Origin of the sequence: Brevundimonas sp. UBA4553 (assembly GCF_002387245.1) — a bacterium.
GTDB lineage: Bacteria > Pseudomonadota > Alphaproteobacteria > Caulobacterales > Caulobacteraceae > Brevundimonas.
In genome coordinates this window covers 86,630-99,266 of record NZ_DGLD01000013.1, presented here as the reverse complement: position 1 = coordinate 99,266, position 12,637 = coordinate 86,630, and the positions used below count along the sequence as shown (strand labels likewise).

Here is a 12,637-nt window from a genome sequence, read left to right as displayed (position 1 = left end):
TCCCCGCCCGTGCACCATTTCGACCTGAAGGACGGCGTTCTGCACGCCGAGGGCGTCTCGCTGGAGACTCTGGCGGCGGAGGTCGGCACCCCGACCTATGTCTATTCCTCCGCCACATTGCGCCGTCACTACGGCCTGCTGCGCGACGCCTGTGACGCCCACAAGTCTGCCTTGGGCGAGGCCCTGATCGCCTTTGCGGTCAAGGCCAACTCCAACCTGTCGGTGCTGGCCACGCTGGCGAAACTGGGCTGCGGCGCCGACACCGTGTCCGAGGGCGAGATCCGTCGCGCCCTGGCCGCGGGCGTGCCGGGCCAGCGCATCATCTTCTCCGGCGTGGGCAAGACCGACGCCGAACTGGCCTTCGCCATCGACGTCGGCGTGCGCCAGATCAACGTCGAGTCTTCGGCGGAGCTGGAACGACTGATCCTCGTGGCGGCCGGGAAGTCGGCCGCTCCGGCCATCGCCATCCGCGTCAACCCGAAGATCGGCGCCGGCGGCCACGCCAAGATCACCACCGGCGGCGCGGGCGACAAGTTCGGGGTGCCGGTCGAGGAAGCGCTGGCCCTCTACGCCCGCGCCTCCGCCTCGCCGCACGTCACGCCCGTGGGCCTGGCCTGCCACATCGGTAGCCAGATCACCGACCTGACCCCGCTGGAAAACGCCTTCCGCGTGCTTCGTGAGATGACCGAGACCCTGCGGGCGCAGGGTCACAGCGTCACCCGACTGGACCTCGGCGGCGGCCTGGGCGTGCCCTATTACGGCGACGCCGAAACCGCCTCGCCTGCCGACTATGTGGCCATGGCCGCGCGAGTGCTGGACGGTCTCAACGTCGAAGCGGCCTTCGAACCCGGTCGCCTGATGGCCGCCAACGCCGGGGTCCTGCTGAGCCGGGTCATCCAGGTCAACGAGCGGACCGACGGGCGCCGCTTCCTCGTGCTGGACGCAGCGATGAACGACCTGATGCGCCCGGCCCTCTACGACGCCTTCCACGACTTGAAGCCGGTGCGGCCGCGCGCGGGCGCCGACCGCCCCTACGACGTGGTCGGTCCCGTCTGCGAGACCGGCGACACCTTCGCCCGCGACCGCGACCTGCCGCCGCTCGAAGCCGGCGATCTGGTCGTCTTCATGAGCGCCGGCGCCTATGGCGCGGTGATGAGCGGCGAATACAACACCCGCCCCCTGGCCGCCGAGGTTCTGGTCGACGGCGACCGCCAGGCCCTCATCCGCCCGCGCCCGACCTATGAGCAAATGTTCGCCCGCGAACCGATGGCGGACTGGCTGAAGGTCTAACGTCGTCCCTTCTCCCGGTGGGAGAAGGTGGCCCGAAGGGTCGGATGAGGGTCGGCCCTAGCCTTCGGCGCAAGCCGTCGCGCCACGGCTGACGCCGACGGAGGCCGTAGCCCCTCAGCCTTTCGCCTGGCCGATCGCCTTCGGCTCTCGGAGGCTCAGCCCTCTCCCGCCGGGAGAGGGTGACGATGTCGCTAATCCAGGGCGCAGATGTCCGGCAGGCCGCGCAAGCCGCCCTTGTGATCCAGGCCGTAGCCGACAAGGAAGCGATTGGGGGCTTCCCAGCCGACGAAGTCAGGCTCAGGCGCGCGCGGCTTGGGCCAGGGCTTGCGGGCGAAGACACAGGTCAGGACTTCGGACGCCCCGGCTTCCCTGGTGATCCGAACCGCCTCGGCCAGCGACAGGCCGGTGTCGAAGACGTCGTCCAGGATCAGGACTCGCTTGCCCGCGATGGGCCGCTGATAGGGGGCGTAGATGTCGATCTTGCCCCGGCTGGTGGTCTCGTCGCCGTAAGACGCCAGCCACAGGGCGTCGAAGCGAACGTTGCGGCCTTCGCGCGAAAGGGCGCGGGTCAGGTCCGCGGCGAACCAAAGGCCGCCGGTCAGCAGGACGGCGGCCACCGTCTCGTCGTCAATGACGGGGGCGATGCGCCGCGCCAGATCGGCGACAATCGCCTCGATCTCGGCCTGGGGCAGCAGAACCGTGGGGGCGGGCGTCGGGTCAAGATCAGCCATGCCCGGCGGATACTCTCTAGGCGGGGCGGCTGTCGAGGGGTTCTGCGTCCACCGGCGTCAGATCATAGGCGGTGGCGCGACGCAGCCCTTCCTCCGGCGCGGGCGGCGGAGCCCGGCGCGACGGGCGCACCGCCGCCTGCTCGATGCGCGGCGGCGACGACGGGGACGCGGCGGCCAGTGTCTTCTTCGGCGGCATGACAAAGTCGACGCCCACGCCCGACGCCTTGCGGTCCGGATCGGGGATGACGACGGCGAAGCCCTGCACCTTGCCGGGCAGGACCGGCGCCGTCTCCAGACGCACGATGCGATGGGCCACCTCGGCCCCAGAGGCGTTCAGCAGGGCCACCCGCACCGGCGGGGCGACGACCTCGTTGTCGCGAATATTGCGCAGGGCGCCCGAGACCACGACCTTGCCGGGATCATAGGCCGCAGTCTTGGCGCCGACCGCCTCGAACTCCAGCCCGGCCAGGTTCACCGGCGCCCCGGCCAGCTTGTAGACAGCCGCAGCCTGGGGCCAGGCCTGAACGATCTGAAGCCGGAAGGCGAAGGCGGCGCCCAGCAGGGCCAGGAAGACCACCGCCAGACCCGCCCAGACCGCGCCCTGGGCGGCGGCGCGGCGCATCTTGCGCTGCTGCTCGGCCTTGGCGCGGAAGGCGCGGGGCAGCTCGGGCGCGGGAGTTTCGGCCAGGGTTTCGGGCGCTTCCTCGCGCTTGCCGAAGCCGGGCTCCGCCACAGGCGTCTCGGCGGCGGACAGCTCCAGAGGCTCGTCCTCCAGCGTAGCGCGCCAGTCGTGACCGCAGGATTTGCAGCGCACGCGACGGCCGTTCGGACCGATCGCCTCATCGGGAACAAAATAGCTGGTGGCGCAGGCGGGGCAGGTCAGTATCATGTCGGCTGACTGCGAGGCTCGACGCCCCCTCCTGTCGAGGCGCCCGCAACGCCCCGGTCCAATACGAAACCTGAATGCCAAACTCGACCCGACGCGCCGCCGACCCCGAATCCGCGCCTGACACCGTCCGCCTGCGGGGCGTGGGTTTCGGCTATGCGGACAGGCCCGACGTCCTGCGCGACGTTAACCTTAGTCTGCCGCAGGGCTCTTTCCACTTTCTTACCGGACCCTCCGGTGCGGGCAAATCCTCGCTTTTACGTCTGCTGACCCTCGCCGAACGCCCTCAGACCGGACGAATCAGCCTCTTCGGCCGCGAAGTCACCGACCTGCCGCGCGGCGGCGTGCCTGCCTTCCGGCGGCGCATGGGGGTGGTGTTCCAGGATTTCCGCCTGCTGGATCACCTTTCAGCCTTCGAGAACGCCGCCCTGCCGCTGACGCTGGCGGGTCAACGCCGGGTCGATCACGCGGCCGACGTCGCCGAAATGCTGCGCTGGGTGGGCCTGGGAGACCGAATGGACGCCCTCCCCCCGGCCCTGTCCGGCGGCGAGAAGCAGAGGCTGGCCATCGCCCGCGCCGTCATCACCCGGCCCCGTCTGATCTTGGCCGACGAGCCCACCGGCAGCGTCGACCGGGCCATGGGGGAGAAGCTGATGCGGCTGTTCCAGTCGTTGAACAAGCTGGGCGCCACCATCCTGATCGCCAGCCACGACGAGGCCCTGGCCGAACGGGTCGGGGCAGCCGTGCTGAGGCTGGAGAACGGCCATCTGCGCCAGAGCCAACCCGTGGGAGACGCCGCGTGATCCGCGCCGTGTTCCAGCGCCGGCCGGGCCTGCTGTCGCGCGAGGCCGGCGGTGAGCGCTGGCTGATGGTGGTGGTCGCGGTGCTGTGCTTCCTGGCCTCCATCACGGCTGTCGGGGCGGTGGCCGCCGACCGGGCCGCCCACGGCTGGGCGCGCCAGCTGCGCGCCGAGGCCACGGTGCAGGTGCGCCCGCGTGTAGACGAGACCGGACCCACCGCCGCCGCCCGCGCCGCCGAGACCCTGGCTGGCGTCAAGGGCGTGGCCGAGGCCGAGGCCATGGACCGCAAGGCCGCCGAAGCCCTGTTGAGGCCCTGGGTCGGAGAGGCGGCCCTGCCCGATCTGCCCCTGCCCTATCTGGTCACGGTGCGGCTGGACCCCGCGTCGCCAGCCAGCGCCCCCACGCTCAGCCGCGCCCTGGCCGAAGCCGGGCTGGACGCCACCGTCGACGACCACAGCCTGTGGCGCGGCGAGGTCGAACGCTCCGCCGGCGTCATCACGGCTCTGGCCGGCGCGGCCTTCCTGCTGATCGCGGCCGCGACGGCGGCGGTCATCGCCTACGCCACCCGCGCCGGCATGGCGGCCCAGGCCGCCGTGATCGAGACCCTGAGCCTGAACGGCGCCTCCGACGGCTATGTCGCCGGCCTGTTCCAGCGCCGTTTCGGGGGACTGGCGGCGAGCGCGGGCGCCCTGGGAGCGGGGACCGCCGCCGTGCTGCTGGCCCTGCTGCGGCTCCTTGGCGGCGAAGGCGGACTGAGCCCGGCCCTGCCGCTGGCCTTCACCGACCTGCTGATCCTGATCGCCTGCCCGGCTCTGGCCTTTGGCGTCGCCCTGCTCGCCGCCCGCTTCACGGCGCTGGCGAAGCTCGGCGCGCGTCGCTAGTTAAGCAGCATGAAGTTCCTGACGCTGATCGCCGTGGTGGCGCTGATGTGGCTGGTGGGGTTGTTCGCCTTCGCCGAGCGCGTGCGCGGCCTGACGCCGGCGCCGGAACCCGCGCGCGCGGACGCCATCGTGGCCCTGACCGGCCCCTCGGCCGAACGCGTCAACGCCGCCATCCGTCTGTTGGAGCTGGACAAGGGACGCCGGGTGCTGATCTCGGGCGTCAACCGCGACGTGCGCCGCCAGGAACTGCGCGCCCTGACGCCCGGTTCGTCCAAGCTGTTCAACTGCTGCGTCGACCTGGGCTTCGAGGCCGAGAACACGGTCGGCAACGCCCAGGAGATCGCGGCCTGGGCGCGATCCAAGCAGTATGACAGCCTGATCGTCGTCACCTCCGACTACCATATGCCGCGCAGCCTGCTGGAGATCCGGGGCGCCGCGCCGGGGGTCAAGCTGACGCCCTACGCCGTCTCGACGCCGTCTCTGGACAATACCCGCTGGTGGCGCGCAGCGGTCACCGCACGGCGGATGACGCTGGAATACATGAAGTACCTCGCGGTGCTGGGCCGCGAGGGGATGCACCGCCTGAGGGGCCACCACCCGGAACGATCGGCGCCGCAGACCCAGCCCGAGACCGCCTGAATGACCACCGTCCGATCCCTGCTCTTCGTCCTCTGGCTCTACCTGTCGATGGTGATCTTCGCCGTCGGCCTGTCGCCCGCCCTGCTGATGCCGCACGGCGCGGCCATGGGCGTCATCCGGCTTTGGTCGAAATTCGTTCTGTTCGGCCTGCGCTGGATCGCCGGGGTCAAGGTCGAGGTGCGCGGGCTGGAGCATCGCCCGGCCGGGTCCGCCCTGATCGCGGCCAAGCATCAGGGCATGCTCGACGTCATCGCCCCGTTCGCCTTCCTGGACGACGCCTGCTTCGTCATGAAGAAGGAACTGATGCCCCTGCCCTTCTTCGGCTGGTTCGCGTGGAAGACGCGGATGATCGCCGTGGACCGCTCGGCCCACTCCAAGGCGCTGAAGGACATGGTGCGTCAGGCCCGCGCGCGTCACGCCGAAGGCCGGCAGATCCTGATCTTCCCGGAGGGGACGCGTGGCGAGATCGGGGCCGCGCCCGACTACAAGCCGGGCATCGCCGCCCTGTACCGAGACCTGGACAGCCCCTGCTGGCCGGTCGCCACCAACTCGGGCGTTCACTGGCCCGCCCACGGCTTCAAGCGCTATCCCGGGACCATCGTTTTCGAGTTCCTGCCGCCCATTCCGGCGGGTCTGAAACGCGCCGAGTTCATGGCCGAGCTGGAGCGCCGGATCGAAACCGCCTCGACCGCCCTGCTGACGCCGAACCGCTGAGGCCCAGCGTCAGTCGCTGGCCGATCAACTGGCGGCGAATTCGCTGAGGGCGTCGATCACGGCGCGGTTCTGGTCTTCCGTGCCGATGGTGATGCGCAGGCAGTCGGGCAGGCCGTAACCGCCGACAGGGCGCACGATAATGCCCTTGGAATTCAGGTAGTCGTTGGCGGCTGCCGCGGTGCGCTTCTCGTCCGCAAACCGGATCAGGACGAAGTTGCCCGCCGACGGGAAGACCTCGAAGCCAAAGCCGCGAATGGCTTGGGTCATGCGCGGGCGCCAGTCCAGCACCAGATCGCGCGAGGCCTTCTGGTGCGCTTCATCCGAAAGGGCGGCGGTGGCGGCGTCGAGACCGGGCACCGAGACGTTGAACGGCAGGCGGATGCGGTCCACCGCCTGCTCGATGGCCAGCGGCGCATAGCCGAAGCCGATGCGCAGGCCGCCCAGGCCGTGGATTTTCGAGAAGGTGCGGGTGACGACGATGTTCGACGCCTCGCGGGCCAGGCCGAAGCTGGTCTCCCACTCCGGCTCGACCACGAACTCGGCATAGGCCTCGTCCACCACGAGAATGACGTGCGCCGGCAGGGCGGCGTGCAGGCGGCGAATCTCTTCACCCGCGTTCCAGCTGCCGGTCGGGTTGGACGGGTTGGAGACGTAGACGATCTTCGTCCGCTCATCGACCTGTTCAAGGATGGCCTCGACCTCGGCCTTCATGTTCGGCTCGGCGGCCAGCTTGACCTCGGCGCCGCAGGCCTTGGCCGAGATGCGATAGGCGAGGAAACCGTACTGGCCGGTGACGATATTGTCGCCCGCGCTCAGATAGGTCTGATTCAGCAGGGCGAAGACCTCGTCCGAGCCGTTGCCGAAGATCAGGCGCTCGGGCTCCAGCCCATGATGAGCGGCCACGGCCTCGCGCAGCTTGGTGGCGCGGCCGTCGGGATAGACGTGGATGTTCTTCAGGGCGGCCGCATAGGCCTCGCGCGCCTTCTCGCCCGCGCCCAGGGCGTTCTCGTTCGACGACAGCTTCATAGGCTCGGCGAAGCCCGCGATGGCGCCCTTGCCGCCCACATAGGGGGCGATGTCGAGGATGCCGGGTTTGGGGGCGGGCGCGGCGTTCGGCGCGTCGGTCATGGGCGTCGTCCTCGAAGAAGAAATCAGTAAACGGGAGCGGCGCCGATGACGCCGCTCATCTGGCCGGGGGCGTTGGTCAGCCGCCCGTCCTCGGCCTGCACATAGCCTGTCAGGACGAACAGCTTCAAGCCGCCGCCCGCCGCCAGGGGTCCGGCGATCAGCCCCGCCTCGCCCAGGGCCGCGACGATGCGAGCGTCGGAGGCGGGACTGTCGGTGACCCAAAAGGTACGGTCGTCGCCGGTCGGACCGGGGGCCTCGGTCGAGACCAGCAGAGCCCGGGGCGCGCCCGCCGCATCATCGGGCAGGACGGCGATGACCTTGAGCATGGGCAGGGCCAGCAGCTTGCCCCACCAGGGCCGCGCGCCGAGGTCGATCAGGGCCCGCCCGCCTTGCCGGGCCGTGGCCAGAGCCTGGTCTGGTTCGGCAGCCGGCCGGCCGATCAGGCCCCAGCGGTCGGCGGCCAGGGCCTGCGACAGCGGCCCGCAGGTGGCCAAGGCCGGGCCGGTAGCCGCCTCGATCCGGCCAAGCACGGCGCGCAGGGCCGGACGTTCCGAGGTCGGAATGTCGCGCAGCAGGTCCCGCAAGGCGATGGCGTCGGCGTCGACGGAACCGCGCGACCCGGCGGCGACCCGCGCCCGCGCCGCCGCAATCAAGGCGCGGTCCAGGGCCAGGCGCTCTGCATCCTCGGGCGGTGCGACCAGCATCAGAACAGCTGGGGCGCCGGGGCCAGGGCGAAGGGGCCGAGATAGGTGCGCCCGCCCTTGAAATTCAACACCAGATCGACGGCCTGCCCCTGATCGCCGTTCCCGCCTTGCGGCGTGGCGGCGGCGGCGCGGGCGGCGGCGGCGCGATCGACCGCCCCGCCCTGCTGGGCGCCGGCCAGACCGACGATGGCGGCGAGCGGCTTCTCGGCGCGCAGGAAGACCTCGCCCTCCAGACGCCCCTTATCGTCGGCCGACAGGGCCGGGCTGGACAGGAAGGTCTTGCTCTCGCCCGCGCCGAGTTCGCCCTTCATGTCGACGAAACGGCCGCCCGCAACGGTCCAGGCGGACAGCAGCCCCTGGGCGTCGGCTCCCTTCAGGGCGCTGGCCTTTTCAATCACGGCCTCGATCTGAGCGTTCAGCCGGCCTGACTGGGTCAGCCCCTCAACCGGGCCGTTGGGACGACCCTCGCCGTCGACCAGGCGGAACAGGACGTCCACGTCGTCCGTCGGCGCATTGGATCCGCTCACGTGCGGACGCATGTAGAATTGAACCAGACCCGCCTTCGACAGGGGGAAGGGCTCGGCGTCGGGAAGGGCGGTGAAGACCGGCTTGGCCAGCTCGACGACCACATTGGGCCAGCGCTGGGTCAGGCCGTGCAGGCTCATGCGGATCGTATCGGCGCGCACCGCCACCTTACCCTTGGCCCCGCGCGTCAGAACCATCCCGTCCGGCGCGACGATGACCCACCGGGTCGGGTTGTAGGCATTGGCCTCCGCCACGATTTCGGGCGCGGCGACCGCATGACCCGAGGGCGCGACGACGTCGACATGCTTCATCGCCACCCGCGCCCGCAACGGCCAGCCGGTCGTGCTGACCCCCGCATGCTTCACGGTCCAGCCCGATTGCTCCAGTCGGGCGATGCGGCCCTCCAGCTTCTTCTCGATCTGCTGGGTCAGGACGAACCACCAGCCGGTCCACAGGGCCAGGCCGACGAAGACAAGGGCGAAGGGGATGATCAGTCCCTTGCGGCTGTGGCGGACAGGTTCAGCGTGGGCTTCGGTCATGGGCGGGGTTTAGCAGGCCGCGCGGCTGCTGACACGCCCTGTCAGCAGGAACAGGCCAGGCTGTCGCCCGTTCGAATCGCGCGCCGACAGGAGACAAGGCCCATGGAAACCCAACAGCTTCATCGCGGTCGGCTGATCGACCATCTGCAACTGGTGACGCCCGACCTGGAGGCCAGCCGCCGCTTCTACGGCGCGGTGCTGGAGGCGCTGGGCGTGCCGATCGGCGGCGAGGCCGAACGCTTCTTCTGGGCCGACGAACTGTTCGTCTCGGCGGTCGACAGCATAGCCGCGGCGGGCCGTCCGACCGGGCGCTGCCACCTGGCGTTTCAGGCCAAGGACCGCGCCATGGTCGAAGCCTTCCACAAGGCGGGCCTTGAGGCAGGCGGAACCGATAACGGGGCCCCGGGGGAGCGACCCTATCACCCCGGCTACTACGCCGCCTTCCTGCTGGATCCTGACGGCAACAACATCGAGGCGGTCTTCCACGGCGAGGCGGAGCGCTCAGCCGACAGCGTGGTGGTGACGTTTGAAGGGTGAGGGCTCAGGCTAGGCCGTCAGGTCGGCCAGTTTTGCGTTGGTGGCCCGCGCCGCCTCGTCCGGCGTCATGCCCAGCAGCAGGCCGCGCTGACCGCCGTTGATCAGTATGCGGTCGAACAGGACGGCCGTCTCGTCCATCACCGTCGGCACGGCCTTCCGCTGTCCGAAGGGGCTGACGCCGCCAACCTTGTAGCCGGTCAGGCGTTCGGCGTCGGCGGGCTTCATCATCTGGGCCGACTTGCCCCCGATGGCCGCCGCCAGCTTCTTCATGCTGACCTCGCAGTCGGACGGCACGATGACGCAGGCGGCTTTGCCGTCCACCAGGGTCATCAGGGTCTTGAACACCTGTTCCGGCGCCCAGCCCAGAGCCTCGGCCGCCTGCAGGCCCACGCGCGGAGCGGCGGGATCATAGTCGTAGGGGAAGAGCTCGAACGCGACGCCGGTCTTGCTTAGGGCCACGGTCGCGGGGGTGGTCTTGGACATCAGCTCGTCTCGGGGTTCAGGAAGCTCTTCGTCAGCTCCACCGCCTCGGCCAGACCCATGCGCTGGACCTCGGTTCCGGGGGGCAGGCCGGCGAACAGCCGGGTCGGACAGGCGGCGTCGAGCATCAGGAAGACCCCCCTGTCATCGGCGCGGCGGATCAGACGGCCAAAGGCCTGGGCGATGCGGCCTCGCGCCAGGGCGTCGTCATAGGTCTTGCCGCCGAAGCGTTCGCGTCGCGCCTTGTGCAGCAGGTCAGGGCGCGGCCAGGGCACGCGGTCGAAGGCCAGAACCCGCAGGGACCGGCCCGGCACGTCCACTCCGTCGCGCACGGCGTCGGTGCCGAGCAGGCAGCTGTCCTGTTCGGCCCGGAAGACGTCCACCAGGGCCCCCACCTCCAGCGGATCGACGTGCTGGGCGTAGAGGGGGACGCCCGCCTTGGCGAGATCCGGCCCCAACCGCTCGTAGACGGTCTTCAGCCGCCGGATGGCGGTGAACAGGCCAAGGCCTCCGCCGCCCGCCGCCAGAAACAGCTCGCGCATGGCCGCCGCGATCTGGCGCGGGTCGTCCTTCATCAGGTCGTTGACGACGATGATGCGGCTGTTGGCGGCGTAGTCGAAGGGGCTGTCCACCTTCAGCGTCCGCGCCGGTTCGATCAGGCGGGCCGCGCCGGTGCGCATCCGGGCCAGCTGGAACGGGTCCTCGGCCGCCGGGTCCGACAGGGTGGCCGAAGTCACCAGCACGCCGTGGGCGGGCATGACGACGGCGGCCTCCAGCGGCACCGTCGGGTCGATCCAGTGGCGGCGCAAGGCCACGTCGTGGATGCGGCCGAAAGCGGCCTCGGCGCTGAGCCAGTCGACGAAATCAGGATCAGGCTCGTCGCCACCCTCCTCCAGAGCCGCCAGCATGGAGCGCCAGCCCGGCAGGGTCATGCGCGCCCGCCGGTCCATGCCGCGCAGCGCGCCTTCGATGCGGGCGCGAGCCGACGGGTCGAGCTCGGCCGCCTCCTCGTCGAGGATGTCCTCGAGGTGACGCGACAGGGCCAGAAGCGGCGCCTCGACGGCGGCGATGGCGCGAGCAGCGGCGCGGGCGGCCTCCAGCACCGGCTCGGTCGCGGGGCGCAGGGCGCATTCCATGCCGAACTCGGTCCCGCCGCTCTCCTGGGTGCGGGCGCGCAGTTGCTCCAGGGCGGCGACCAGGAAGGCCTCGATCGGACCGATGGGATTGATCTCGCCCGACGCCGGAGCGATGCGGCCCGACACCCCCTCGCCCGGCAGGGCGGCGGCGGCGATCATGGCGTCCTTCAGGGCCTTGGCGGCAGCCTCGTTGTCGGCGCACAGATCGCCGAGTCTTTGCTCCAGCCCGCGCCCGCGACGGCCGCGCCCCTCGGGCCCTCTGATCCAGCGGCGCAGTTCGGCGGCTTCCTGACCCGACAGGGCGGCGGAGAAGGCGCTGTCGGCGGCGTCGAACAGGTGGTGGCCCTCGTCGAAGACGATGCGTTTCAGCGCCGCCGTCTCGCCGTCCTGCTTCAGGCCGCGCGCGGAGCGGGCGCCGTCGAAGGCAGCCTGGGTCATGACGAGGGCGTGGTTGGCCACGACCAGATCGGCCCGGCGGCTGGCGCGGATGGTCTTCTCGACAAAGCAGAGGCGGTAGTGCGGACAGGCGGCGTGGACGCATTCGCCGCGCCGGTCGACCAGATTGGCCGGGCTGGCCTGATGGCTGGGCGCGGTCGCATAGAGGCCAGGAAGCCAGCCGGGATAGTCGCCGCCGGTCATGTCGCCGTCGCGGCTGTGCGCCGCCCAGCGCGAGGCAAGCCCCATGCCGATCAGGTCGCCGTTTCCCAGCTGGGCCGCCTGCATCATGTCCTGCAGGTTCAGGAGGCAGAGGTAGTTTTCACGGCCTTTTCGCACCACTGTCTTCTTGCGACGCTCGGCCTCGTCGGGCCACAGGGCGCGGCTTTCGCGATCGATCTGGCGTTGCAGGGCGCGGGTATAGGTCGAGACCCAGGCCGCCCCCGAATTGCGCTCGGCCCACAGGCTGGCAGGGGCCAGGTAGCCCAGGGTCTTGCCGGTGCCGGTGCCCGCCTCGGCCAGCAGGACGCGCGGGCGGCCCTCCTCGTTGCGCGGCGAAAAGGCGTAGGCGGCCTCTGCGGCGTAGTCGGACTGGGCCGGACGGGTCTCGTCCAGACCCGAGGCCTGCAGCAGCTTGTCCAGACGGATGCGGGCGCTCTCGCTGTCGACCGGGGCGGACCCGGCCTCGCCGCGCGGGGCCTCGTCCTCCCACTCCTGAAGGCGGGACCAGACGTCCAGACCGGAGCCGCGTTCGCGACGGTCGCGCAGGGGTCCGGCCTGAAGCGCCGCCAGCACGCGCGAGCCCCAGGACCAGCCCGCCCGGTCCAGCGTCCCGGCCAGGGTGTAAGCGTCCTCGCGCCCCGGATAGGTCGGGTCAGTCAGTTCGTTCAGCAGATCGGCGGCGGCGTCGCGCAAAGCTTGCGCCTGAGCCTCGGCCCCCTTGGGTTCGGAGCGGCCCAGCGCCAGGGCCAGGCCCGACGGCGAGGGCGCGCAGAACCTGGCGGGCCGCACGAAGGCGTAGAGCTCCAGCACGTCCAGCATCTCGGTCGAGCGCTGAGGGGGACTGAGGCCCAGACGGCGCGCGGTCAGGCTGGCGTGAGCGACCATGACAGCGCCGCCCAGAAAGACGCCTTCAGCTGCGCCGCGACCGATCTTCTTGGCGCCCGCCGCGTCGCACACCGCGCCGGCGCCCGGCGGCGTGGCCAGGGCGGG

General features: G+C 70.8%; 13 protein-coding genes. 6 read left to right on the top strand and 7 right to left on the bottom strand.

Annotation, left to right across the window (positions count from 1 at the left end):
- Positions 1-9: 9 nt before the first annotated feature.
- Entirely contained in the window at positions 10-1,290 is a 1,281-nt protein-coding gene (gene lysA / locus B4A39_RS08100; protein ID WP_292035224.1) for a diaminopimelate decarboxylase, read from the top strand.
- Between the two features lie 191 nt (positions 1,291-1,481).
- Here lysA and B4A39_RS08095 read toward each other — a convergent pair whose 3' ends face one another.
- Both B4A39_RS08095 and B4A39_RS08090 read right to left on the bottom strand, forming a co-directional pair.
- Positions 1,482-2,021, bottom strand: coding sequence for a phosphoribosyltransferase (locus B4A39_RS08095; protein ID WP_292035222.1), 540 nt, complete (start codon positions 2,019-2,021; stop codon positions 1,482-1,484).
- 16 nt (positions 2,022-2,037) lie between these two features.
- Positions 2,038-2,910, bottom strand: coding sequence for a DUF3426 domain-containing protein (locus B4A39_RS08090; protein ID WP_292035220.1), 873 nt, complete (start codon positions 2,908-2,910; stop codon positions 2,038-2,040).
- 74 nt (positions 2,911-2,984) lie between these two features.
- Between B4A39_RS08090 and B4A39_RS08085 the strand changes: the two genes are divergently transcribed.
- From B4A39_RS08085 to B4A39_RS08070, 4 genes are read left to right on the top strand one after another with little or no spacing between them, the layout of a single operon-like run.
- On the top strand, positions 2,985-3,710 hold the full coding sequence (locus B4A39_RS08085) for a cell division ATP-binding protein FtsE (protein WP_292035218.1): 726 nt from the start codon (positions 2,985-2,987) through the stop codon (positions 3,708-3,710).
- On the top strand, positions 3,707-4,588 hold the full coding sequence (locus B4A39_RS08080) for a cell division protein FtsX (protein ID WP_292035217.1): 882 nt from the start codon (positions 3,707-3,709) through the stop codon (positions 4,586-4,588). The genes B4A39_RS08085 and B4A39_RS08080 overlap by 4 nt, the downstream gene beginning before the upstream one ends.
- A gap of 9 nt (positions 4,589-4,597) precedes the next feature.
- Positions 4,598-5,227, top strand: a complete 630-nt coding sequence (locus B4A39_RS08075) for a YdcF family protein (RefSeq protein ID WP_292035215.1) — start codon at positions 4,598-4,600, stop codon at positions 5,225-5,227.
- Positions 5,228-5,941 carry a lysophospholipid acyltransferase family protein gene (locus tag B4A39_RS08070; RefSeq protein ID WP_292035213.1) on the top strand — a complete coding sequence of 238 codons (714 nt, stop codon included), beginning with the start codon at positions 5,228-5,230 and terminating at the stop codon, positions 5,939-5,941.
- A 24-nt stretch (positions 5,942-5,965) separates the two neighbouring features.
- Here the strand turns inward: B4A39_RS08070 and hisC are convergent, their stop codons facing one another.
- Genes hisC through B4A39_RS08055 form a run of 3 tightly spaced genes read right to left on the bottom strand, consistent with a single transcriptional unit; the run spans position 5,966 to position 8,837 of the window.
- Complete coding sequence (hisC, locus tag B4A39_RS08065) at positions 5,966-7,069, bottom strand: histidinol-phosphate transaminase (RefSeq protein WP_292035211.1); 1,104 nt, start codon at positions 7,067-7,069, stop codon at positions 5,966-5,968.
- Between the two features lie 23 nt (positions 7,070-7,092).
- A complete protein-coding gene (locus B4A39_RS08060) occupies positions 7,093-7,773 on the bottom strand; it encodes a hypothetical protein (protein ID WP_292035210.1) in 681 nt (226 codons plus the stop codon).
- Complete coding sequence (locus B4A39_RS08055) at positions 7,773-8,837, bottom strand: DUF2125 domain-containing protein (protein WP_292035208.1); 1,065 nt, start codon at positions 8,835-8,837, stop codon at positions 7,773-7,775. Before B4A39_RS08055 ends, B4A39_RS08060 begins: the two co-directional genes overlap by 1 nt.
- A gap of 102 nt (positions 8,838-8,939) precedes the next feature.
- Here B4A39_RS08055 and B4A39_RS08050 point away from each other — a divergent pair, with 102 nt between their 5' ends.
- Positions 8,940-9,374 carry a VOC family protein gene (locus tag B4A39_RS08050; protein WP_292035206.1) on the top strand — a complete coding sequence of 145 codons (435 nt, stop codon included), beginning with the start codon at positions 8,940-8,942 and terminating at the stop codon, positions 9,372-9,374.
- 9 nt (positions 9,375-9,383) lie between these two features.
- Here the strand turns inward: B4A39_RS08050 and ybaK are convergent, their stop codons facing one another.
- Positions 9,384-9,857 carry a Cys-tRNA(Pro) deacylase gene (ybaK, locus tag B4A39_RS08045; protein WP_292035203.1) on the bottom strand — a complete coding sequence of 158 codons (474 nt, stop codon included), beginning with the start codon at positions 9,855-9,857 and terminating at the stop codon, positions 9,384-9,386.
- Positions 9,857-12,532 carry an ATP-dependent DNA helicase gene (locus tag B4A39_RS08040; protein WP_292035860.1) on the bottom strand — a complete coding sequence of 892 codons (2,676 nt, stop codon included), beginning with the start codon at positions 12,530-12,532 and terminating at the stop codon, positions 9,857-9,859. Before B4A39_RS08040 ends, ybaK begins: the two co-directional genes overlap by 1 nt.
- Positions 12,533-12,637: the final 105 nt, after the last annotated feature.

Coding starts and splice junctions, on each gene's coding strand:
- B4A39_RS08095 (WP_292035222.1), bottom strand. CDS start 2,021: ATGGCTGATCTTGACCCGACGCCCGCCCCCACGGTTCTGCTGCCCCAG.
- B4A39_RS08090 (WP_292035220.1), bottom strand. CDS start 2,910: ATGATACTGACCTGCCCCGCCTGCGCCACCAGCTATTTTGTTCCCGAT.
- B4A39_RS08085 (WP_292035218.1), top strand. CDS start 2,985: ATGCCAAACTCGACCCGACGCGCCGCCGACCCCGAATCCGCGCCTGAC.
- B4A39_RS08075 (WP_292035215.1), top strand. CDS start 4,598: ATGAAGTTCCTGACGCTGATCGCCGTGGTGGCGCTGATGTGGCTGGTG.
- B4A39_RS08070 (WP_292035213.1), top strand. CDS start 5,228: ATGACCACCGTCCGATCCCTGCTCTTCGTCCTCTGGCTCTACCTGTCG.
- hisC (WP_292035211.1), bottom strand. CDS start 7,069: ATGACCGACGCGCCGAACGCCGCGCCCGCCCCCAAACCCGGCATCCTC.
- B4A39_RS08060 (WP_292035210.1), bottom strand. CDS start 7,773: ATGCTGGTCGCACCGCCCGAGGATGCAGAGCGCCTGGCCCTGGACCGC.
- B4A39_RS08055 (WP_292035208.1), bottom strand. CDS start 8,837: ATGACCGAAGCCCACGCTGAACCTGTCCGCCACAGCCGCAAGGGACTG.
- B4A39_RS08050 (WP_292035206.1), top strand. CDS start 8,940: ATGGAAACCCAACAGCTTCATCGCGGTCGGCTGATCGACCATCTGCAA.
- ybaK (WP_292035203.1), bottom strand. CDS start 9,857: ATGTCCAAGACCACCCCCGCGACCGTGGCCCTAAGCAAGACCGGCGTC.
- B4A39_RS08040 (WP_292035860.1), bottom strand. CDS start 12,532: ATGGTCGCTCACGCCAGCCTGACCGCGCGCCGTCTGGGCCTCAGTCCC.